Raw genomic sequence first — 23,438 nt, forward strand, 5'->3', positions numbered from 1 at the left:
TGTTTGTACGGGCCTCTTCGAGGCCTCAAGGCAAGGGTTTGACCAACCGCACCGGGTTGCGTGCCGCCAAACCGCCAAGCGCGGCGTACAGTGCACCGCCCAGCAACGAGCCGGTGAACCAGCCATAGTCGTAGAACCAGCTGAAACTGCTGTTGCCAATCGCCATTACCGTCAGCCCTACTGGCAAGGCGAAGGCGGCAAAACCGGCCCAGTTCCACGCGGGATACACGTCGTCGCGGTATAGCCCGGCCAGGTCCAGCTTCTGCCGCCGGATCAGGAAGTAGTCCACCACCATGATGCCGGCAATGGGCCCCAACAAGCTGGAATAGCCCAGCAGCCAGTTGGAATACACGCTCTCCAGGCTAAGGTCGGAGACAATCAGGCCCAGTTTCTTCAGCAGTTCATGCCCCATCAGCGCCAGGCCGATAAAGCCGGTCAGCCATACCGCGCGGCTTCGGCCGATCAGGCGTGGGGCAATGTTCTGGAAGTCATTGGTGGGCGACACGATGTTCGCCGCGGTGTTGGTCGACAGCGTGGCAATCACGATCAGCGCCATGGCCAGGGCCACCCAGAACGGGCTTTGAATCTTGCCGATCAGGGTGACCGGGTCGGACACCGTCTCGCCCACCAGCGACGCCGAAGCGGCGGTCAGCACCACACCCAGCGCAGCGAACAGGAACATGGTCAGCGGCAAGCCGAAGATCTGCCCGAGAATCTGGTCCTTCTGGCTGCGGGCGTAGCGGCTGAAGTCGGGAATGTTCAGAGACAGTGTGGCCCAGAAGCCGACCATGGCCGTAAGCCCGGCGCAGAAGTAACTGACCACGCTCGCCCCTTCTGGGCGCTTGGGCGGCTGTGCCAACAGTTCGGTCATCGACATGTGCGGCAAGGCCCAGAACAGCAGACCGACGCCCACTGCCACCAGCAGCGGTGCCGACAGCGTTTCCAGCCACTTGATCGACTCGGCGCCGCGCAGCACCACCCACAGGTTCAGGCACCAGAAGATCATGAAGCCAATCACCTCGCCTGTCCCGCCCAGCGCCTTCCAGCCGTCGAACACCGACCCCAGGAACAGGTGAATGGCCAGCCCGCCGAACATGGTCTGAATACCGAACCACCCACAGGCAACCACCGCGCGGATCAGGCACGGTACGTTGGAGCCAAGAATGCCGAACGACGAACGCAGCAGCACCGGAAACGGGATGCCGTACTTGGTACCGGGAAAGGCATTGAGGGTAAGCGGTATCAGCACGATAACGTTGGCCAGCAGGATCGCCAGCAGCGCTTCGCCAACACTGAGGCCGAAGTAGGCGGTAAGGACACCGCCGAGGGTGTAGGTGGGTACGCAGATGGACATCCCCACCCACAGGGCGGTGATGTGCCATTTGTTCCAGGTGCGCTGGTGCACCTTGGTCGGTGCTATGTCGGGGTTGTAGCGCGGGCTGTCGAGAACATCGCTGCCCTCGGACAGCTCGAACAGGCCATCTTGCTCGACCACTTCCGATCTGCTCTGTTGCATAGGCCCTTCTCCAGTTTTTCTTCTATTTTTCGCTCATCAGGCTGATTCGATGACCGGAGTTCGCACGCGGAATTGTGCTTAGAAATCTCGACCAGATTTTCATCTTGTCAAGTTAGTCAAATACCCTGAAAACCCCGTCGCCCATTCGCGCGTTAATTTTTTCCTTTTTTTATCAACAACTTAAAAACCACAAATTTAATGGGAAAATTTTCTTGCTGAATCCAGAATCAGCATCTAGCCTCGAATCTTGTCAGGCCTGACAGGATTGACCGCCCTGCCCGCCCTGGCATCCATGACAATGCAAAGAACCGGCCAAGACCGGTCAGCCTGCGAGGAAAACGGCATGTCCCTGTTGATCCGTGGCGCCACCGTGGTTACCCACGAAGAGCGATATCCCGCCGATGTCCTGTGTGCCGATGGCCTGATCCGTGCCATCGGGCAAAACCTCGAACCGCCCACCGACTGCGAGATCCTCGACGGCAGCGGCCAGTACCTGATGCCCGGCGGCATCGACCCTCACACCCACATGCAGTTGCCGTTCATGGGCACGGTGGCCAGTGAGGACTTCTTCAGCGGCACCGCTGCGGGCCTGGCTGGCGGCACCACCTCGATCATCGACTTCGTCATTCCCAACCCGCAGCAGTCGTTGCTGGAGGCCTTCCACACCTGGCGTGGCTGGGCGCAGAAAAGCGCCAGCGACTATGGCTTCCACGTCGCCATCACCTGGTGGAGCGAGCAGGTGGCCGAAGAGATGGGCGAGCTGGTGGCCAAGCACGGGGTGAACAGCTTCAAGCATTTCATGGCCTACAAAAATGCAATCATGGCCGCCGACGATACCCTGGTGGCCAGCTTCGAGCGTTGCCTGCAACTGGGTGCGGTGCCCACCGTGCATGCCGAAAACGGCGAGCTGGTGTACCACTTGCAGAAAAAACTGCTCGCCCAGGGCATGACCGGGCCGGAAGCCCACCCGCTGTCGCGCCCCTCGCAGGTTGAAGGTGAAGCGGCCAGCCGCGCCATCCGCATTGCCGAAACCCTCGGCACACCGTTGTACCTGGTGCACATTTCCAGCCGCGAGGCACTGGATGAAATCACCTATGCCCGAGGCAAGGGCCAGCCGGTGTATGGCGAGGTGCTGCCCGGTCACCTGCTGCTGGACGACAGTGTCTACCGTGACCCGGACTGGGCCACCGCCGCCGGTTATGTGATGAGCCCGCCGTTCCGCCCACGCGAGCACCAGGAGGCGCTGTGGCGCGGCTTGCAGTCGGGCAACCTGCACACCACCGCCACCGACCACTGCTGCTTCTGCGCCGAGCAGAAAGCCATGGGCCGCGACGACTTCAGCCGCATCCCCAACGGCACCGCCGGCATCGAAGACCGCATGGCAGTACTGTGGGATGCCGGGGTCAACAGCGGGCGTCTGTCGATGCACGAATTCGTCGCGCTGACCTCTACCAACACGGCGAAAATCTTCAACCTGTTCCCGCGCAAGGGCGCTATCCGCGTGGGTGCCGATGCCGACCTGGTGCTGTGGGACCCGCAGGGCACCCGCACCATCTCCGCCAAAACCCACCACCAGCAGGTGGACTTCAACATCTTCGAAGGCCGCACCGTGCGCGGCATCCCAAGCCACACCATCAGCCAGGGCAAGGTGCTCTGGGCCGATGGCGACCTGCGCGCCGAGCCGGGCGCGGGGCGGTATGTGGAACGGCCGGCGTACCCGTCGGTGTATGAGGTGCTGGGGCGCCGGGCCGAGCATCAGCGGCCGATGCCTGTTCAGCGCTGAAGCCATTGGGGCTGCTGTGCAGCCCATCGCGACGCAAGGCCGCTCCCACAGGGATCGCGCCAGCTTTTAGAAATTGAGCAAGACAGTTGCTCCCACAAGGACCGCGATCGCCTGTGGGAGCGGCCCCAGAATCGACCGCAGTACCTGTCGCCTGCACCAAAAAAAATAGAGAGGCTACAACCGTGACCAACGCCCTGAACCATTTGCCGCGCCCCCGGGCCGGCGCCGACCAGTTGGCCGAGCGCTTCAGCGACCTGGCCCCACCCCTCACCGCGCGCCAGGCCGCCCTGGAAAGTGCACGCTGCCTGTACTGCTACGACGCCCCCTGCGTCAACGCTTGCCCTAGCGAGATCGACATCCCCTCGTTCATACATCGCATCAGTGACGAAAACCTGCAAGGCGCCGCCGAGCGCATTCTTTCGGCCAACATTCTGGGCGGTAGTTGCGCCCGCGTGTGCCCCACCGAAATCCTCTGCCAGCAAGCCTGCGTGCGCAACAATGCCCAGGAATGCGCGCCGGTGCTGATCGGCCAGTTGCAGCGTTACGCCCTGGACAACGCCCAGTTCAGCGCACACCCGTTCAAGCGCTCGGCAGCCACCGGCAAGCGTATCGCCGTGGTGGGCGCCGGCCCGGCAGGGCTGTCCTGCGCCCACCGCCTGGCCATGCACGGGCATGACGTGGTGGTGTTCGAGGCCTGCGACAAAGCCGGTGGCCTCAACGAGTACGGCATCGCCCGCTACAAGCTGGTAGACGACTATGCCCAGCGTGAAGTGGATTTCTTGTTGGGCATTGGCGGTATCGAAGTCCGCCATGGCCAGCGCCTGGGTGGCAACCTCAGCCTGGGCGAACTGCGCGATCAGTACGACGCGGTGTTCCTGGGCCTCGGCCTGAATGCCGTGCGCCAGCTAGGGCTGCCCGACGAGGAAGCACCCGGCGTGCTCGCCGCCACCGAGTACATCCGTGAGCTACGCCAGGCCGATGACCTGAGCCAGCTACCGTTGGCCGACCGCTGCCTGGTGATCGGTGCTGGCAACACGGCCATCGACATGGCTGTGCAGATGAGCCGTCTGGGGGCCCGCGACGTCAACCTGGTGTACCGCCGTGGCCACGCCGACATGGGCGCTACCGGCCACGAGCAGGACATTGCCAAGGCCAACCAGGTACGCCTGCACACCTGGGCCCGCCCTGATGCCGTGCTGCTGGATGACGCCGGCAGGGTCCGCGGCATGCGCTTTGCCCGCACCGAGCTGGCGGAAGGCCGCCTGCGCGATACCGGCGAAACCTTCGAGCTGGCTGCGGACGCCATCTTCAAGGCCATTGGCCAGCGCTTCGACGATGCCAGCCTCGCCGACCCGGTGGCTGCGCAACTGGCCCGCGAGGGTGAGCGCATCCGCGTGGACGAAAACCTGCAGACCAGCCTGCCGGGCGTGTACGCAGGCGGCGACTGCACCGCACTGGGGCAGGACCTTACCGTGCAGGCCGTGCAACACGGCAAGCTGGCCGCCGAAGCCATCCATGCCCAACTCATGCTCAACGTGGAGGCAGCGTAAATGGCCGACTTGTCTATCGTATTTGCCGGCATCAAGGCACCCAACCCCTTCTGGCTGGCCTCCGCACCGCCAACCGACAAGGCCTACAACGTGGTCCGCGCCTTCGAGGCCGGCTGGGGCGGCGTGGTCTGGAAGACCCTGGGCGAAGACCCTGCGGCGGTCAACGTGTCGTCGCGCTACTCGGCGCACTATGGCCCCAACCGTCAGGTACAGGGGATCAACAATATCGAGTTGATCACCGACCGCTCACTGGACATCAACCTGCGTGAAATCACCCAGGTGAAGAAGGACTGGCCCGACCGCGCATTGATCGTCTCGCTGATGGTGCCGTGCATAGAGGAGTCGTGGAAGTTCATCCTGCCGCTGGTGGAAGCCACCGGTGCCGATGGCATCGAGCTGAACTTCGGTTGCCCGCACGGTATGCCGGAACGCGGCATGGGGGCGGCCGTCGGCCAGGTGCCGGAATATGTGGAAATGGTCACCCGCTGGTGCAAGACGTACTGCGCGCTGCCGGTGATCGTGAAGCTTACGCCGAACATCACCGATATCCGCCAGTCGGCCCGCGCCGCGCACCGGGGCGGGGCCGATGCGGTGTCGTTGATCAACACCATCAACTCCATCACCAGCGTCGACCTGGACCGCATGGTGGCCCACCCGATTGTCGGAGACCAGAGCACCCATGGCGGTTACTGCGGTTCGGCAGTGAAGCCGATCGCCTTGAACATGGTGGCGGAAATCGCCCGCGACCCGGAAACGCGGGGCTTGCCGATTTGTGGCATTGGCGGCATCGGCAACTGGCGTGACGCCGCCGAGTTCATGGCCCTGGGCAGTGGCGCCGTGCAGGTGTGCACGGCGGCGATGCTGCATGGCTTCCGTATCGTCGAGGACATGCAGGACGGCCTGGCACGCTGGATGGACCAGCATGGGCACCCCACTATCGAAGCGTTTCGCGGGCAGGCGGTGGGGCATACCACCGACTGGAAATACCTGGACATCAACTACAAGTCGGTCGCGCACATTGACCAGGAGGCGTGCATTGGCTGCGGGCGCTGCCACATTGCGTGCGAGGACACCTCGCACCAGGCGATTGCCAGCACGCTGAAGGCTGACGGCACGCATGCCTACAGTGTGATCGAAGAGGAATGCGTAGGCTGCAACCTGTGCCAGATCACCTGCCCGGTGGAAAACTGCATCGAAATGGAGGCGCAGGACACCGGCAAGCCGTACCTGAACTGGACGCAGGATCCGCGTAACCCCTACCGTGAGGCCAGTTGAAGCGGGTCACCGCCTGAACAGCTGACGCGGCCCCTGTGGGAGCGGCCTTGTGTCGCGATTGGGCCGCACAGCGGCCCCAGCAGTCTTTGCCGCGATACAGACATCGAGGGGCCGCTTCGCGGCCCAATCGCGACACAAGGCCGCTCCCACAAAAAGACCACGTCCACCTGGAATGCCGGATCACGGCTCCAGCCCTATTCCCCGCAAGATCACGCTGGTCACCGTCTGCACCGCATTCTCGAAGGCCATGTCAGACAGCGCCTCGCCGCCGTTGAGCAACTGCACCTGGTAACCAAAGTCAGCATAGTGCTGGGTAGACGCCCAGATCATGTACAGCAACGCCGAAGGCTCTACCGGCAGAATACGCCCCTCTTCCACCCAGCAGCGGATCTTGGCTTCTTTCATCTTCGCCCAGGGCACCAGGCTTTCGTCGAGGTTCACCCCCAGCACCGGCGCCCCGTGCAGCATCTCTTCGGCCCAGATTTTCGAGCCCAGCGGCCGCGAGCGCGAATGGCCCATCTTTGCCCGGATGTAGCTGGTCAGCACCACACGCGGGTCGTCGAAGTTCTCGAAGCACAGGGCGTCCTGCTTCCACACATCCAGCAGGTCCTGCAGCACCGCGCGGAACAGCTCGTCCTTGGTGCTGAAGTAATAATGCAGGTTGGAGCGTGGCAACGCCGCCTGTTCGGCGATATCCCCCATGGAGGTGGCGCCGTAGCCCTTCTCGGCAAACACCTTTTCCGCCGCTTGCAGGATTTTTTCGATATTGCGTCGGCGGATTTCGATCTTGTGATTGGCCATCAGGCTTGGGCCGTCCACACCGCCAGCTCATAACCGTCCGGGTCGATGAAATGAAAGCGCCGCCCGCCGGGGAAGGCAAAGGTCGCCCGGCTGATTTTCGCCCCGGCAGCTTCGATCCGCTGCTGCGTGGCCTCCAGGTCGTCAGCGTACAGGATGACCAGCGGCCCGCCCGGGCGTACCGGCTCACCTGTGGTGAAGCCCCCCGTCAACCGGCCATCGCTGAACTCGGTGTAAGTCGGCCCGTAGTCGGTGAACGCCCAGCCAAACACACTGCCATAGAAGGCCTTGCTCCGTGAGATGTCGCTGACATTGAACTCGATATTGTCGATCTGCCGGTCAGTACCGCGAATGCCCATGTATGCTCCGTGCCGAAAGGGTTTGGCCTAGTCTACTCCGGTCAAGGCAGTCGCCCTACTCATTCGCTACCCACAACGCGCCCGGTCGCGCGCCGGGCACTGTGCGCGGTGCAGATTCAGCGCAGTGTTGATGATGCCTATCTGGCTGAAGGCCTGGGGGAAGTTGCCGAGCATGCGCTGGCTGGCCGAGTCGTACTGTTCGGCCAGCAGGCCGAGGTCGTTGCACAGGCCGGTCAGGTGTTGGTACAGCGCTTCGGCTTTGGCCTGGCGCCCCAGCAATACATAAACGTCAGCCAGCCAGAACGAACACACCAGGAAGGTGCCCTCTCCCGGCGTCAGGCCGTCGCTGCAGCTGTCACTGTCATAGCGCAGCAGCAGGCCGTTCTTCATCAGACGCTGTTCGATCTGTTCGAGGGTGCGCATGAAGCGTGGGTCATCCGCCGGCAGGAAGCCGGTCAGGGCGATCTGCAACAGGCTGGCGTCCATTTCGGTCGAACCATAGGCCTGGACGAAGAACCGGCCGCTGGGGTCCAGGCCGTGCTCGCACACGTCGCGGTGAATCTCGTCCGCCACCTGGCGATAATGCTGCCCGCGCTCGCGGCCTTCTTCCGTAGTGTCGGCCAGCCCTGCGGCGCGGTCGAAGGCGACCCAGGCCATCACCTTGGAGTGCACGAACTGCTGCCGGCCGCCACGCACTTCCCAGATGCCCTCGTCCGGCTCGCGCCAGATGCGTTCGACATAAGGCAATATCAAGCGCGAAATGGCGGCGCTGCGCGGGTGACGGGGCAACCCGCCCCTGATCGCCTGAGTCATCGCATCGGCCAGTTCGCCATAGATGTCCAGTTGTGTCTGCGCCGAGGCGGCGTTGCCCACCCGCACCGGCTGTGAATGTTCATAACCGGCCAACCACGGCAAGGTGTACTCCTGCAGGTCACGCTCGCCAGCCAGGCCATACATGATCTGCATCTGCTCAGGGTTGCCGGCCACCGAGCGCAGCAGCCACTCGCGCCAGGCCTGGGCCTCGTCGAAGTAGCCAAGGTTCATGAAGGCCAGCAGGGTCATGGTCGCGTCGCGCAGCCAACAGAAGCGGTAGTCCCAATTGCGCTCGCCCCCCACACGCTCAGGCAACGACGTGGTGACGGCAGCGACAATACCGCCGGTGGGGGCGTAGGTCATGGCCTTGAGGGTGAGCAGCGACCGACGCACCAGGGCGGTATATGGCCCTACCTGCGGGCAGCGGTCGGCGAAGGCCTGCCATTGCTCACAGGTGTTTGCCAGGGCGTGGTCGATGTTGCAGTCAGGCTGCACCGGCAAGTGCGAGGGCTGGTGACGCAGGCTGAAGACTTGGCGCTGGCCCGTGCTGACGCGAAAGCGGCAGCCGGTATGGTGGTCGCGGGCTTGCGGGGGCACGGTGCTGCACAGGATCAACCGGTCAGGGCCGGCGACGGCACTGAGGGTCAGTGGGTCGAGCCGTTCCACCCAGGGCACGCTGCGGCCGTAGTCGAAGCGCATGACCAGGTCCATTTCGAAATGGGTTTCGCCAGACAAGCCTTCGACGATGCGCACCACCGAATTGACTTCGCCCAAGGGCATGAAGTCGAGCACCCGGGCACGACCGCTGGCGGTGACCCAGGTGGTTTCCAGCACCAGGGTGTCGCCCAGGTATTGGCGGCTGCTGTGCGTTACCGGGTCGCAAGGGGCCAGGCGCCAGCGGCCATTTTCTTCGTTGCCCAGCAGGGCCGCGAACACGGCGGGGGCGTCGAAGCGTGGCAGGCACAGCCAGTCCAGCGCGCCATCGCGACTGACCAGCGCCGCACTGCGGCAGTTGCCCAGCAGGGCGTAGTCTTCGATGTGGGCAGGCATTGAGTCTCCTTTGAGTGGTTGCCTGTGCTGGCCTCTTCGCAGGTGCCTGAGGGAATGGAATGCCCTGCAGGCGCGGGCTTGCCCGCGAAAGGGCCGGCACAGGCTTGCAAACCTCTCACCCCAACCGGTGCCACTCCCGCTTGTCGCGGGTCAGCAATTCATTGCCGGCCTCAGGCCCATCTTCGCCAGCCGAGTACTCATGCACTTCGCCGCCCTGGGCCCAGGCATCGAGAAACGGCTGCACCGCTCGCCAGCCGTTTTCGATGTTGTCAGCCCGCTGGAACAGGGTCTGGTCACCGGTCAGGCAGTCATAGATCAGCGTCTCGTAGCCAGTGGCCGGGGTCATCTTGAAGAAGTCCTTGTAGGCAAAACCCAACTCGACATTCTCCATCACCAGCTCTGGCCCGGGCCGTTTGGCTTGCAGGTCGAACCACATGCCTTCATTGGGCTGGATCTGGATTTTCAGGTAGTTGGGTTTGGGCCGTTCCAGCTCCGACTCGCGAAACTGCGCATACGGTGCGGGCTTGAAGCAGATGGCAATCTCGGTGTCACGCACGCTCATGCGCTTGCCGGTGCGCAGGTAAAATGGCACGCCGGCCCAGCGCCAGTTGTCGATCATCACCTTCAGCGCCACGTAGGTCTCGGTCTGGCTATCCGGCGCGACGTTGGCCTCCTGACGGTAGCCTGGCAACGGCTTGCGCCCCTGCTTGCCAGCGCTGTACTGGCCTCGCACGGAGTTCTTCAGGGCCATTTTTGCCGACCATGGGCGAATAGCACCGACCACCTTGGCCTTTTCACCGCGCACCGCATCGGCGCCGAACGCGGCCGGCGGCTCCATGGCCACCATCGCCAGCAACTGGAACAGGTGGTTGGGCACCATGTCGCGCAGGGCGCCGGTGCTGTCATAGAACGCACCACGGGTCTCGACACCGACGGTTTCCGCTGCGGTGATCTGCACGTGGTCGATGTAGTGGTTGTTCCAGAACGATTCGAACAAGCCGTTGGAAAAGCGGCTGACCAGAATATTCTGCACCGTCTCTTTGCCCAGGTAATGGTCGATGCGGTAGATCTGCCGCTCGCCCATCACCTTTAGCAGGCAGGCGTTGAGCGCCTCGGCGCTGGCCAGATCGGTGCCGAACGGTTTTTCAACCACCACCCGGCGAAAGCCGCCGGCAGACTCGTCCAGCAGGCCGGCCTGCCCCAGGCGCTGCGCCACCTCGGGGAAGAAGCGCGGCGACGTGGCCAGATAGAAAATGGCATTGCCGTGGCGGGTCTTGTCGATGCGCCTGGCCAGGGCCTGGTAGGTGGCCGGATCGAGAAAGTCGCCCGTCTGATAGTCCAGGCGCTTGGCCAGGCGGACCCATAGCTTCTCGTCCAGGCACTTGGCGCTGCCCTCGCTTCCTTTGTCACGCTCGACCATGAACGCGTGCAGGCGCGCAGCGAAGTCCTCGGCGCTGGCCGGGTTATGGTCAACGCCGACGATGCGCAGGTTACGGTCCAGCAAACCGTCGCGGCTGAGGTTGTACAGCGCGGGCATCAGCAGGCGCTTGACCAGGTCGCCATTGGCGCCGAACAGGAACAGGGTACAAGGGGGGGCGGCCGCAAGGGTCTGTTTAGTCATTCGCCTTTCTTCTCGACGTGGCCACCGAAGCCCAGGCGCATGGCCGAGAGGATCTTGTCACCGTAGGTGCCCTGTTGCTGACGCGAGCGGAAGCGCGCGAACAGTGCGCTGGACAACACCGGCACCGGCACCGCCTGCTCGACGGCGGCGTCGATGGTCCAGCGGCCTTCGCCACTGTCGGACACCGAGCCACTGAATTGCGACAGCTGAGGGTCGGCCACCAGCGCATCGGCGGTAAGGTCGAGCAGCCACGAGGTCACCACGCTGCCGCGTCGCCACACTTCGGCAATTTCGGCTACGTTCAGGTCGAAGCGCTGGTCTTCGGGCAGCTCGTTGCCGCCTTTGCTGCGCAGCAGGTCGAAGCCTTCGGCATAGGCCTGCATCAGGCCGTACTCGATGCCGTTATGCACCATTTTCACGTAGTGCCCGGCGCCCGGTGGGCCGGCATGGATGTAGCCGTGCTCGGCACGCTGGTGCTCGCCGCTGCGGCCATGGGTACGCGGGATGTCGCCCACGCCCGGCGCCAGCGCCTTGAACAGCGGTTCCAGGCGCTCGAACACGTCCTTTTCGCCACCGATCATCATGCAGTAGCCGCGGTCCAGGCCCCACACGCCGCCGGAAGTCCCGACGTCCAGATAATGCAGGCCGCGCTTGGCCAGTTCGGCGGCGCGGCGCATGTCGTCCTTGTAGAAGGTGTTGCCACCGTCGATGATCGCATCGCCCGGTTCCAGTAATTCGGCCAGCTGGGCGATGGTCTGCTCGGTGGCGTCGCCAGCCGGCAGCATCACCCAGACCGCGCGCGGCGCTTTCAGCTTTTGCACCAGTGCACCGAGGTCATGCGCGCCCTGGGCGCCTTCGCCCTCCAGGCCGGTGATGGCTTCACGGTTGCGGTCGTGCACCACGGTGCGGTGACCGGCGCGCATCAGGCGCCTTGCGATATTGCCGCCCATACGGCCCAGCCCGATGATTCCCAGTTGCATGAGCCAATGCTCCCTTTTCGAAATGGATGACGACAGTCCAGCTTTTCAGATTAGTCCAGCATGCCGCCCGAGGGTTCAGCGACGAACGGCAAGACCACAATAAACAAAAAAGTTCCCAAGCCCGGTGAAAGAATTCAGAATGCGCCCCGCGTGAAGCGTCTACGCTTTGACTTGTCACCAGCCAAAACCGCGAGGTGTGCTCATGGGTACATTGATGCCAGCAACCCCACCCCAGACCCTCTATGTCTCCGTGCGCCGTGATGAGCTGCGTAAACTTAAAGACGAACGTGACCAGCTGCGTCAGCAGGTTGCCCAGTTGAACCTGCTGTTGGCGCAACAGCGCGCTGGCGATAAAGCGGTCAGCCTCTGATCGATTCCTTTTTCGCCTGTGGGGGCTGCATGGCTCCCACCCGATCCTGAATCCAGTCACCGTCTTTGAACCCTATCGGGCAACCGAAGCGGCTTTGTGCCCAAAAAGGGCCGGCACTGAAGCAGAATCCTGCGCCCATACCCGCCTCTTCGCAGCCTAAAGCCACGCTTACGCCTACGCACCCAAACGGTGCATTGCGCGTAACGAGCCACAATTTGGCGCAGCTCGAAACCCCTCTGCCCCACACTCGCCCACCCCTTTTCGCAACCCGTCACAAACGCCAACGTTTGCGTCTATTGCGCACATAACAATAGTGACCAGTGGGTCACCTTTTTAGCACTTTCTCTCCTACACTCAGTTTTCGGCCCGCCATTTGCTCAATGGAAGAGTGACCCCAAAAAAGTCGAACTTTCAGGAAACCCGGCAGGTCATGAACATAAGTAGGCCAGACGCATTGGGCTATTCCCGATCCTCGGCCCACACACCCCAACCAGTCCAAGCGCTTTCGGCCGGAATGCTGATCGCGTAGTGCCTGCGCGCACGACCCTGGGGCATGGAACGCACTAAGCAGATTCAAACTAGAGAGAACCAGCACGAAACATCGCCACGGGTGCCAGCACCCGACCAAGCATAGGGACGGAGAGAAGTATGATCAGTGCCGCTGTCGAGCCTCACGTAGACGCTTTCAAACCGGATAACCGCGAGCCGCTCACCCCGGATTTCGCCACGACAGGCAAGGCACCCGGCGCCCAGCGCCAGCAAAACCCGAACATGCGCAAGATTCTGTTCGTGACCTCGGAAATCGCTGATCTGGTGAAAACCGGTGGCCTGGGTGACGTGTCCGCTGCCCTGCCCCGTGCCCTGGCGCACCTGCACGATGTGCGGGTACTTATCCCCGGCTACCGCCAGGTGATGGAAAGCGACAACCCTATACATATCGTGGGTGAACTGGGTGGTCACGCGGCCCTGCCGCCCTGCAAGATCGGGCGCATGGACATGGCCGACGGCCTGGTCATCTATGTGTTGATCTGCCCCGAACTGTACCAGCGCGACGGCACACCCTATGGTGCCAACAATGGCCGCGACTGGCCCGACAACCACATCCGCTTCGCCCGCCTGGGCCTGGCTGCCGCCGAAATCGCTGCCGGCGAAGGCAAGATCCACTGGACGCCGGAAGTGGTGCACGCGCATGACTGGCCCGCCGGCCTGGCCCCCGCCTACATGCACTGGCGCGGCCTGAATACGCCCACGCTGTTCACCATCCACAACCTGGCTTACCAAGGTGTGTACAGCCGCGGTTGCAGCCCGGAGCTGGCGATACCCGAACATGCCATGCAGCAAGAAGGCATGGAGTTCTACGGCAAGCTGTCGTTCCTCAAGGCCGGCCTGGCCTACTCTAGCCACATCACCACAGTCAGCGCCACCTATGCCCGGGAAATCACCACCCCGGAATTCGGCTGCGGCCTGGACGGTTTCCTCGCCAGCAAGGCCCAGCAAGGCCTGCTCGGTGGCATCCCCAACGGCATCGACGAAAGCTGGGACTCGGCTACCGACAAGCACCTGCAACATAACTTCAGCATCAATGACTGGGAGGGCAAAGCGCGTAACACCCAGGAGGTGCGCGAGCTGTTCGGCCTGGAAGATTCCGAAGGCCCACTATTCGCCGTGGTGTCCCGGCTGGTCTATCAAAAGGGCCTGGACCTGACCCTGGGCGTGGCCGACTACATCGTCGAGCAAGGCGGGCAGATCGCGATCATCGGCCGCGGCGAGCCGGAAGAAGAACAGGCCATGCGCGAGCTGGCGCTGCGTCACCCGGGCCGCATCGGTGTGCGTATCGGCTTCAATGAAACCGATGCCCGGCGCATGTTCGCCGGCAGCGATTTCCTGCTGATGCCGTCTCGGTATGAGCCGTGCGGCCTTAGCCAGATGTACGCGCAACGCTTCGGCTCGCTGCCGGTAGCACGCAATACCGGTGGCCTGGCCGACACCATCGAGTGCGGCGTGACGGGCTTCCTGTTCAACGAGTCCACCGTCGAGAGCTACCGCGAGGCACTCAGCCGCGCCTTCTATGTTTACGGCAAGAAGGACCTGCTGAACGCCATGCGCTGCCTGTCGATGACCCAGCCGTTCAACTGGTGCCAGGCGGTTGAACCCTATGCCCGCCTGTACGAGGACCTGGTCAAGCAGACACAACTGAGCCACTACTGAGCGGGGGTCAGAAGATGCACAGACATGGCGCACACTTGCTGGACGCCACGTCGGCGCGCTTCGCCCTCTGGGCGCCGGATGCGCGCAGCGTGAGCGTGGAACTGGAGCAGCAGCCGGCCATCGAACTGCTGCCGGATGATGAGGGTTGGTACAGCGGCGTAGTGCCATGCAAGGCCGGTGACCGTTACCACTACCGTATCGACGGCGAGCTGCAGGTGGCCGACCCGGCCTCGCGCTACCAGCCCGACGGCGTACAGGGGCCAAGCCAGGTAGTGGATGTGGCCGGTTATGCCTGGCAGCACCCGTGGCAGGGCCGGCCTTGGCATGAGGCCGTGATCCAGGAGGTGCATGTCGGCCTGCTCGGGGGGTATGCCGGGGTTGCCCGGCAACTGCCGCGCCTGGCCGAACTGGGCATCAGCGCGATCGAATTGATGCCGCTGGGGCAGTTCCCCGGCGAACGCAACTGGGGCTACGACGGCGTACTGCCTTACGCCCCACAGAACACCTACGGCAGCCCCGAGCAGCTGTGCGCACTGATCGATCAGGCCCACGGCCACGGGCTGATGGTGCTGGTCGATGTGGTGTACAACCACTTCGGACCTGACGGCAATTACCTGCACCAGTACGCCAGCCCGTTCTTCCGTGAAGACCGGCAGACACCGTGGGGCGCGGCCATCGATTTTCGCCGCCCGCAGGTGCGCGAGTACTTTATCCAGAATGCCCTGATGTGGCTGTGCGACTACCGCTGCGACGGCCTGCGCCTGGATGCCGTGCATGCCATCGACCAGCCCGATTTCCTGATCGAACTGGCCCAACGGGTGCGCGCCGCCGTAGAACCGGGCCGGCACGTGTGGCTGGTGCTGGAGAACGAGCACAACCAGGCGGGCCTGCTGGAACAGGGTTACGACGCCCAGTGGAACGATGATGGCCACAACGCCCTGCACGTGCTGCTGACCGGTGAAACCGAAGGTTACTACGCCGACTACCAGCATCGCCCCATCGACCAACTGGCCCGGTGCCTTGGCGAAGGTTTCGTGTTCCAGGGCCAGGCCAACCGGCATGGCAAACCACGCGGCGAACCCAGCGGGCATTTGCCGCCCAGTGCCTTCGTGTTGTTCCTTCAAAACCACGACCAGGTCGGCAACCGCGCGCTGGGTGAGCGCCTGACCCGCCTATGCCCCGCGCCAGCTTTGCGTGCAGCCACCGGCCTGTTGCTGCTGGCCCCCATGATTCCGCTGCTGTTCATGGGCGACGAAGCCGGCAGCTGCCAGCCGTTCCTGTTTTTTACCGACTTCCATGACGCGTTGGCCGACGCCGTCCGCGAAGGCCGTCGTGGCGAGTTCGCCCACTTCGCCGCGTTCGCCGACCCCGAGCAGCGTGAGCACATTCCCGACCCCAACGCCGAACAGACGTTCGCGTCCTCACGCCCGCAGAACAAAGCGGTGATCGCCGGCTGGCACGGCCTTTACCAGCAACTGCTCGACCTGCGCCGCCGCCACATCATCCCGCACTTGCCCGGCAGCCGTGCGCTGGGCGCCGAGGTGCACGCTGACAAAGCGCTGACCGCGCGCTGGCAGCTGGGCAACGGCAACACTCTGCGCATCGACCTGAACCTGGCCGACACCCCGCAGGCGGTCGAACTGCCCGCGCCATCCACACGGCTGTTCGACAGCAGCGACACCCGCCACCCGGATTCCCACCTGGCTGCCTACAGCTGCGTGGTCAGCCTGCTTCCCCCTGCCCAGGAGCGCCCATGAGCGAAACCGCCCTGCACCGTCTGGCAACCAGCGTCGGGCTGAACCGCGACTGGATTGACGCCAATGCCAGGCCCCAGCGTGTCAGCGACGACGTGCTGCGCAACGTCCTCGAAGGCCTTGGCCACCCGGCCGGCGATGACGCGGCCGTTGCCGCCAGCCTGCGTGCGGTGGAAACCGCCGAAGACAGCGAACACCTGCCGCCTTTACTGACCGCCGACCTAGGCCAGCCGCTAGCGCTGGCGCGCTACTTCAGTGCCGCCAGCGTGGCGCACTGCACCCTGGAAGATCACACCTCGGTCACCCTCAACCTCGATGACCAGGCGCGCCTGCCCGGCGAGCTGCCCATCGGCTATCACCAGGTGGAGATCGACAGCCGCCGCTTCACCGTGGCGGTGGCGCCAACACGCTGCCACAGCCTGGAAGACAAGGTGCAACAGCCGCCACCACGCTACTGGGGCCTGGCAGTGCAGCTGTACAGCCTGCGCCGCCCCGGCGATGGTGGCTTCGGCGACTGCCTGGCGCTGGAGCAGTTGGCCCGCTCGGCCGCCGAGCGCGGCGCCGATGCCTTGGCTATCAGCCCGATTCACGCCCTGTCGGCCATCGACCAGGAACACTACAGCCCCTACTCACCTTCCAGTCGCCTGCTGCTCAACACCCTGTACACCAGCCCCGCAGCCCTGCTGGGTGAACGGGAGGTGCGCATGGCCATCGAAGCCTGCGGGCTGGAGCAACAACTCGAAGAGCTGGAGCAGCGCCCTCTGGTCGACTGGCCACGCGCCGCCAGCGCCCGGCTGCGTTTGCTTGAAGCGCTTTATCAAGGCTTCAGCCAAGGCGACCACCCACTACGCACTGATTTTGACAGCTTCCGCGAAGCCGGCGGCCAGACGCTGGAGCACCACTGCCGCTTCGAGGTGCTGCAGGCCCAGGCGGTGGAGCACGGCCTCGGTGCCGACTGGCGCAACTGGCCCAAAGCCTGGCATGACCCCTACCACCCGGAAGTGGAGGCTTTAGCCAATGCCTACCCGGCCAAGGTCGAGTTCCACGCGTTCTGCCAGTGGCTGACCGAACGTGGCCTGCAACGTGCCCACGAAGCGGCCCGCAGCAATGGCATGGCCGTGGGCCTGATCGCCGACCTGGCGGTGGGCGCCGACGGTGCCGGCAGCCAGGCCTGGAGCCGCCAGGACGAACTGCTGGCCGGCCTGAGCGTGGGTGCGCCGCCCGACATCCTCAACCATGTCGGGCAAGACTGGGGCATTTGCGCCTTCTCGCCCGAAGGCCTCAAGCGCAATGGCTATCGCGCCTTCATCGAGATGCTGCGGGCCAACCTCGCCCACGCTGGCGGCCTGCGCATCGACCATGTGATGGGCCTGCGCCGGCTATGGCTGATCCCACAGGGGGCCAAACCCAGCGAAGGCGCCTACCTCGACTACCCGTTAGACGACCTGTTGCGCCTGCTGGCGCTGGAGTCGGTGCGTCACCAGGCGATCATCCTCGGCGAAGACCTGGGCACCGTGCCCGACAGCCTGCGCGAAAAGCTGGCCGAGAAAGCGGTGCTGGGCATGCGCGTGCTGCCGTTCGAGCAGACCCAGCCGGGCCAGTTCAAGCCCATTCTCGACTGGCCGGACAATGCCCTGGCCACAACCGGTACCCACGACCTGGCGCCACTGGCCGGCTGGCTGGCAAACCGCGACATCGACTGGAGACACCGTTTGCAACTGATCGACGCAGCGACCGAATTGCACTGGCGCCACGAGCGTCAGAAAGAACGCGACGGCCTGCACCGCATTCTGGAGGCCAACTACGGCGAACTGAAGGACAACGACGCGCTGATCGATGCGGCCATCCGCTTCGTTGGCCATACCCGTGCGCCGCTGGTGCTGGTACCGCTGGAAGACCTGCTGGGCTGCGACGAGCAACCCAACCTGCCGGGCACCACCAATGGCCATCCCAACTGGCGGCGGCGCTTTGCCCTTCCAGTACGCGAACTGCTCGACGATGAGGACGCCGCACGGCGCCTGGAGCTGCTGGCCCAGGCCCGCGAACAGGCGTGGGAGCGTGACCGATGAAGCCACTGACCGCGACCCTGCGCCTGCAATTTCACAGCGACTTCACCCTCGATCACGCTGTACCGCTGGTGCCGTATTTCGCCCAGCTGGGCATCAGCCACCTGTATGCCTCGCCCATCCTCAAGGCCCGCGCTGGCTCGCGCCATGGCTACGACGTGGTCGATCCTACCTGCGTCAACCCGGAGCTGGGCGGCGAGGCCGCGCTGGAGCGCCTGGTCGCCGCCCTGCGCCAGCATGGCATGGGGCTGATCCTCGACACGGTGTCCAACCACATGGCCGTGGGCGGTGCCGACAACCCCTGGTGGCAAAGCCTGCTGGCCTGGGGACGGCGCAGCCCGTATGCAGCGTTCTTCGACATCCAGTGGCACTCCAGCGACCCACTGCTGGCCGGGCAACTGCTGTTGCCGTTCCTCGGCAGCGACTACGGCGTGGCGCTCAAGAAGGGTGAGATACCGCTGCAGTTCGACAAACAGCAGGGGCTGCTGCAGGTGGCCCATTACGCGCATCGTTTCCCGATCTGCCCGGTCGATTACGGCTGGATTCTCGCGCTCAGCCCAGAGCCTGCGCTCAAGGTGCTGGCCGAACGCTTCACTGCTTTGGGCGACTCGGCCAACCCGCTGGCCGATAGCCTGCCGCTCCAAGCCGAACTGGCACGCCTGGTGCGCGAAGGTGCCGACCTCGAATCGGCCCTGGTGGCCTTCGACAGCCGCAGCGAGGCCGGTTTCAAGCGCCTGCACCTGCTGCTGGAGCGCCAGACCTACCGCCTGGCCAGCTGGCGCACCGCCGCCGACGACATCAACTGGCGGCGCTTCTTCGACATCAACGAGCTGGGCGGCCTGCGCGTGGAGCGCGCCGTGGTGTTCGAAGCCACCCATGCCAAGCTGTTCGAACTGATCGAACGTGGCCTGGTGGACGGCCTGCGCATCGACCATATCGACGGCCTTGCCGACCCGCGTGGCTATTGCCGCAAACTGCGCCGGCGGGTTGATGGCCTGCTGGCGCGGCGGCCGCTGAATGCAGGGCTGGAGCACTTCCCCCTGTACGTGGAAAAGATCCTGGGTGCCGACGAGCACCTGCACCGCGACTGGCTTACCGACGGCACCACCGGCTACGAGTTCATGAACCAGGTGTCACTGCTGCAGCATGATCCGGCCGGCGAAGCGCCGCTGAGCGAACTGTGGAGCAACGTCAGCGAGCGCCCGGCGTTCACCGAAGAAGTGCGCCAGGCCCGTCACCTGGTGCTCAACGCCAGCCTGGCCGGTGACTGCGAGTCGGTGGCCCAGGCACTGTTGCAGGTGGCGCGCAACGACCTGATGACCCGTGACCTGACCCTGGGCGCGATTCGCCGGGCCTTGCAGGCGTTGGTGGCGCATTACCCGGTTTACCGAACCTACTTCAATGCCTGCGGGCGCCCGGCGCAGGACGAAACGTTCTTCCAGCAGGCCCTGACCAACGCCCGGCAAGACCTTGCCGAAGCCGACTGGCCGCTACTGGACCAACTTGAACGGTGGCTGGGCGGGCAAGCCTGGCGGCATCTGCCACCGGGGCGCGCCCGCAAGCAACTGCGCCACGCCTGCGTGCGCTTCCAGCAACTGACTGCGCCCAGCGCCGCCAAAGCCGTGGAAGACACCGCCTTCTACCGCAGCGCGCGGCTGCTGTCCCGTAACGACGTGGGTTTCGAGGCCGAGCGCTTCAGCGCCCCACCCATGCATTTCCACAATGAGGCCCAGCGGCGCCTGCGCGATTTCCCCGACAACCTGCTGGCCACCGCCACCCACGACCACAAGCGCGGCGAAGACACGCGTGCACGCCTGGCTGTACTCAGCGAGCGCGGCACGTGGCTGGCCAGCCGGGTAGAGCACTGGCGTGAGCTGGCCGCCCCCCTGCGCGCGCAGTTGGACGACGGGCTGGCACCCAGCCCCGGCGACGAGTTGATGCTGCTACAGACCCTGCTCGGCAGTTGGCCCTTGGACCTCGACCTGAACGACGACAATGCCCTGCGTCAATACGCCGAGCGTGTTCGCCAGTGGCAGCAGAAGGCCCTGCGCGAGGCCAAGCTACGCAGTAGCTGGAGCGCGCCGAACGAAGCCTACGAAGGCGCCTGCGCTCATTACCTCGACGGCCTGCTGCTGGACAGCGAGAACCAGCAACTGCGCAAGTCGCTGGCCGACGCGGCACAGCTGCTGGCCTGCCCCGGCGCACTCAACGGCTTGGTCCAGGCCCTGTTGCGCATGACCACACCCGGTGTGCCCGACCTGTACCAGGGTAACGAATACTGGGACTTCAGCCTGGTCGACCCGGACAACCGCCGCGCCGTGGACTACGCTTCGAGGCGTCGCACGCTGGACGACGCCACGCCAGCAGCCGAGCTGCTGGCGCACTGGCGCGACGGCCGCGTCAAACAGGCCTTGATCGCCCGCGTGCTGGACTGCCGCCAGGCCCATGCCGAGCTGTTCCGCCGCGGTGCCTACCTGCCACTGACCGTACAGGGCCGGCACGCTGACAAGGTCATTGCCTTTGCTCGCCTGGGGGAAGGCGAGCACGCCATCGTCGTCGCCCCGCGCCTGGCCAGCAGCCTGCTCGGAGGTGCCGCAACACCGTTGATCCCGGCGCAGAACTGGGACGACACCCGGCTGGTATTGCCGTTTGCCTTGTCACCTGCCAACTCGACGGGACTTTTCGCCTGTGCGGCGGTCAGCTCTTCAAAGGAGTTGCTGTTGAGCGCCGTGCTGGCGGAGTTTCCGGTCAACGTGTTGATACAACAATCTTGAGCATCAGGAGCGTCATGATGAGTGTCGATGAAAAGCGTATTCGCGAATTTGCCTACCAGATCTGGGAATCCGAAGGTAAGCCCGTAGGGGAAGAAGAGCGCCACTGGGAAATGGCCCGCAAGCTGGCCGAGGCCGAAGCACTGGCGCCCAAGGCAGCCCCGCGCAAGAAAGCAGCGGCCAAGCCGAAGGCGCCTGCAGAACCCAAGGCGTCTGCCCTGCCGGGGGTTAAACCCGCTGCAGCGAAAAAGCCCCGGGCGGTGAAAAAGCCTACTGCCGGTTAAGCCTGCCCGCGCCTCTTCGCGGGTAAACCCGCTCCTACAGGTTCATCACAGGCGCATGTAGGAGCGGGTTTACCCGCGAAGTGGCCAATGCAGGACAGCACAATTCCCCTTCCATCACGGCCACTCGAGGATCGTCATGAGCCCCCGCACCCCAAAGAAAACCCGCTCGGTCGCACCATCGCGCATCCGCGAAGGCATGCCCTTCCCCCTCGGCGCCACCTGGGATGGCCTTGGGGTCAACTTCGCCCTCTTCTCGGCCAACGCCACCAAGGTCGAGCTGTGCCTTTTCGACTCCACCGGCGAGCAGGAAATCGAGCGCATAGAGCTGCCCGAATACACCGATGAGATCTACCATGGCTACCTCCCCGACGCTCACCCCGGCCTGGTCTATGGCTACCGGGTGTACGGCCCCTACGAGCCGGAAAACGGCCACCGCTTCAACCCCAACAAACTGCTGATCGACCCGTATGCCAAGCAACTGGTCGGCAGCCTGAAATGGTCCGAGGCACTGTTCGGCTACACCATCGGCCACCCCGACGGTGACCTGTCGTTCGACGAGCGCGACAGCGCGCCTTTCGTGCCCAAATGCAAGGTCATCGACCCGGCGTTCACCTGGGGCCGCGACCAGCGCGTGCAGATCCCATGGGAGCGCACGATCATTTATGAAGCGCATGCCCGCGGCATCAGCATGCGCCACCCGGCTGTGCCTGAAGAACTGCGCGGCACCTTCGCCGGCCTGGCCAACGACGAGTTGCTCAAACACATCAAGGACCTTGGCGTGTCGAGCATCGAGCTGCTGCCGATTCACGCCTTCGTCAACGACCAGCACCTGCTGGACAAGGGCCTGAACAACTACTGGGGCTACAACAGCATCGCCTTTTTCGCACCGCACCCGCGCTACCTGGCCAGCGGCAAGATCGCCGAGTTCAAGGAGATGGTCGCGCACCTGCACGACGCCGGGCTCGAAGTGATCCTGGACGTGGTCTACAACCACACCGCAGAAGGCAACGAGCGCGGCCCGACCCTGTCGATGCGCGGCATCGACAATGCCTCGTACTACCGCCTGATGCCGGACGACAAGCGCTACTACATCAACGACTCGGGCACCGGCAACACCCTGGACCTGAGCCACCCCTGCGTGCTGCAGTTGGTCACCGATTCGCTTCGCTACTGGGCCGGCGAAATGCACGTGGACGGTTTTCGCTTCGACCTGGCGACCATCCTTGGCCGTTACCACGATGGCTACAGCGAGCGTCATGGCTTCCTGGTCGCCTGCCGCCAGGACCCGATGCTGAGCCAGGTCAAGCTGATTGCCGAACCATGGGATTGCGGCCCCGGCGGCTACCAGGTGGGCAACTTCGCCCCGGGCTGGGCGGAATGGAACGACCGCTTCCGCGATACCGCACGCGCCTTCTGGAAAGGCGACGAAGGCCAGTTGGCCGATTTTGCCGCCCGCTTGACCGCCTCGGGCGACATGTTCAACAACCGTGGGCGCCGGCCCTATTCCTCGGTCAACTTCATCACCGCCCACGACGGTTTCACCCTGCGCGACCTGGTGTCCTACAACCACAAGCACAACGAAGACAACGACGAAAACAACCAGGACGGCACCGACAACAACCTGTCGTGGAACTGCGGCGTCGAAGGGCCGACCGACGACCCGGCGATCAATGCCCTGCGCATGCGCCAGATGCGCAACTACTTCGCCACCTTGCTGCTGGCCCAGGGCACGCCAATGATCGTTGCCGGCGACGAGTTCAGCCGCACCCAGCACGGCAACAACAACGCTTACTGCCAGGACAGCGAGATCGGCTGGGTGAACTGGGACCTGGACGAGGAAGGCCAGGAGCTGCTGGCCTTCGTCAAGCGCCTGACGCGTCTGCGCCTGGCCTACCCGGTGCTGCGCCGCTCACGCTTTCTGGTGGGTGACTACAATGAGGCAATTGGGGTCAAGGACGTGACCTGGCTGGCACCCGATGGCAACGAGATGAGTGTTGAGCAATGGGAAGACCCACACGGGCGTTGCCTGGGCATGCTGATAGAAGGCCGGGCACAGGTCAGCGGTATCGCCCGGCCAGGTGCCGAGGCCACCGTGCTGCTGATCGTCAATGCCCACCATGACGTGGTGCCATTCAAGCTGCCGGCCGTGCCCGAAGGCGATTACTGGAGCTGCCTGGTCGATACCGACCGGCCGGAGTTGCGCAAGGGGCAGCACCTGCAGTTCGACAGTACCTTCGAGG

Annotated in this window: 16 protein-coding genes; 10 read left to right on the forward strand and 6 right to left on the reverse strand. The window is 64.3% G+C overall.

Translation table 11 applies throughout. The annotated features are described in order from the left end of the window. Window positions 1–25 precede the first annotated feature (25 nt). On the reverse strand, window positions 26–1,516 hold the full coding sequence (locus BJQ17_RS23940; protein ID WP_047604814.1) for an NCS1 family nucleobase:cation symporter-1: 1,491 nt from the start codon (window positions 1,514–1,516) through the stop codon (window positions 26–28). A 343-nt stretch (window positions 1,517–1,859) separates the two neighbouring features. Here BJQ17_RS23940 and hydA point away from each other — a divergent pair, with 343 nt between their 5' ends. From hydA to preA, 3 genes are all read left to right on the forward strand, one after another. Further along, a complete protein-coding gene (gene hydA / locus BJQ17_RS23945; protein WP_070096755.1) occupies window positions 1,860–3,299 on the forward strand; it encodes a dihydropyrimidinase in 1,440 nt (479 codons plus the stop codon). Between the two features lie 182 nt (window positions 3,300–3,481). Continuing rightward, complete coding sequence (locus BJQ17_RS23950; RefSeq protein WP_070096756.1) at window positions 3,482–4,849, forward strand: NAD(P)-dependent oxidoreductase; 1,368 nt, start codon at window positions 3,482–3,484, stop codon at window positions 4,847–4,849. After that, window positions 4,850–6,124: an NAD-dependent dihydropyrimidine dehydrogenase subunit PreA gene (gene preA, locus BJQ17_RS23955; RefSeq protein ID WP_003251268.1), complete on the forward strand. Its 1,275-nt coding sequence runs from the start codon at window positions 4,850–4,852 to the stop codon at window positions 6,122–6,124. It begins immediately after the preceding gene. Window positions 6,125–6,304: 180 nt separating this feature from the next. Here the strand turns inward: preA and BJQ17_RS23960 are convergent, their stop codons facing one another. From BJQ17_RS23960 to gnd, 5 genes are all read right to left on the reverse strand, one after another. After that, on the reverse strand, window positions 6,305–6,925 hold the full coding sequence (locus BJQ17_RS23960) for a TetR/AcrR family transcriptional regulator (protein WP_070096764.1): 621 nt from the start codon (window positions 6,923–6,925) through the stop codon (window positions 6,305–6,307). Then, window positions 6,925–7,281, reverse strand: coding sequence for a VOC family protein (locus BJQ17_RS23965; RefSeq protein WP_003251273.1), 357 nt, complete (start codon window positions 7,279–7,281; stop codon window positions 6,925–6,927). Before BJQ17_RS23965 ends, BJQ17_RS23960 begins: the two co-directional genes overlap by 1 nt. Window positions 7,282–7,347: 66 nt before the next feature. After that, on the reverse strand, window positions 7,348–9,186 hold the full coding sequence (locus BJQ17_RS23970; RefSeq protein ID WP_256559919.1) for a glycoside hydrolase family 15 protein: 1,839 nt from the start codon (window positions 9,184–9,186) through the stop codon (window positions 7,348–7,350). A gap of 73 nt (window positions 9,187–9,259) precedes the next feature. Next, entirely contained in the window at window positions 9,260–10,765 is a 1,506-nt protein-coding gene (zwf, locus tag BJQ17_RS23975; RefSeq protein WP_070096758.1) for a glucose-6-phosphate dehydrogenase, read from the reverse strand. Beyond that, window positions 10,762–11,745, reverse strand: coding sequence for a phosphogluconate dehydrogenase (NAD(+)-dependent, decarboxylating) (gnd, locus tag BJQ17_RS23980; protein WP_003251278.1), 984 nt, complete (start codon window positions 11,743–11,745; stop codon window positions 10,762–10,764). Before gnd ends, zwf begins: the two co-directional genes overlap by 4 nt. 202 nt (window positions 11,746–11,947) lie before the next feature. Here gnd and BJQ17_RS31785 point away from each other — a divergent pair, with 202 nt between their 5' ends. From BJQ17_RS31785 to glgX, 7 genes are all read left to right on the forward strand, one after another. Next, on the forward strand, window positions 11,948–12,115 hold the full coding sequence (locus tag BJQ17_RS31785; RefSeq protein ID WP_003251280.1) for a DUF6026 family protein: 168 nt from the start codon (window positions 11,948–11,950) through the stop codon (window positions 12,113–12,115). A gap of 648 nt (window positions 12,116–12,763) precedes the next feature. Further along, the gene (gene glgA / locus BJQ17_RS23985; protein ID WP_003251283.1) at window positions 12,764–14,323 is read left to right on the forward strand and encodes a glycogen synthase GlgA; all 1,560 of its coding nucleotides are present in this window, start codon (window positions 12,764–12,766) and stop codon (window positions 14,321–14,323) included. 14 nt (window positions 14,324–14,337) lie between these two features. After that, on the forward strand, window positions 14,338–16,080 hold the full coding sequence (gene treZ, locus BJQ17_RS23990; protein ID WP_070096759.1) for a malto-oligosyltrehalose trehalohydrolase: 1,743 nt from the start codon (window positions 14,338–14,340) through the stop codon (window positions 16,078–16,080). Continuing rightward, window positions 16,077–18,146 (forward strand): 4-alpha-glucanotransferase, encoded by a 2,070-nt coding sequence (gene malQ / locus BJQ17_RS23995; protein WP_070096760.1) that lies wholly within the window; start codon window positions 16,077–16,079, stop codon window positions 18,144–18,146. The genes treZ and malQ overlap by 4 nt, the downstream gene beginning before the upstream one ends. Continuing rightward, the gene (locus tag BJQ17_RS24000) at window positions 18,143–20,917 is read left to right on the forward strand and encodes a malto-oligosyltrehalose synthase (RefSeq protein WP_070096761.1); all 2,775 of its coding nucleotides are present in this window, start codon (window positions 18,143–18,145) and stop codon (window positions 20,915–20,917) included. The genes malQ and BJQ17_RS24000 overlap by 4 nt, the downstream gene beginning before the upstream one ends. A 14-nt stretch (window positions 20,918–20,931) precedes the next feature. Further along, window positions 20,932–21,198: a DUF2934 domain-containing protein gene (locus BJQ17_RS24005; protein ID WP_070096762.1), complete on the forward strand. Its 267-nt coding sequence runs from the start codon at window positions 20,932–20,934 to the stop codon at window positions 21,196–21,198. A gap of 136 nt (window positions 21,199–21,334) precedes the next feature. Then, on the forward strand, window positions 21,335–23,438 hold a 2,104-nt coding region (gene glgX, locus BJQ17_RS24010; protein WP_070096763.1), incomplete at its 3' end, for a glycogen debranching protein GlgX.

Origin of the sequence: Pseudomonas sp. NBRC 111139, assembly GCF_001753955.1 — a bacterium.
Classification (GTDB): Bacteria; Pseudomonadota; Gammaproteobacteria; order Pseudomonadales; family Pseudomonadaceae; genus Aquipseudomonas; species Aquipseudomonas alloputida.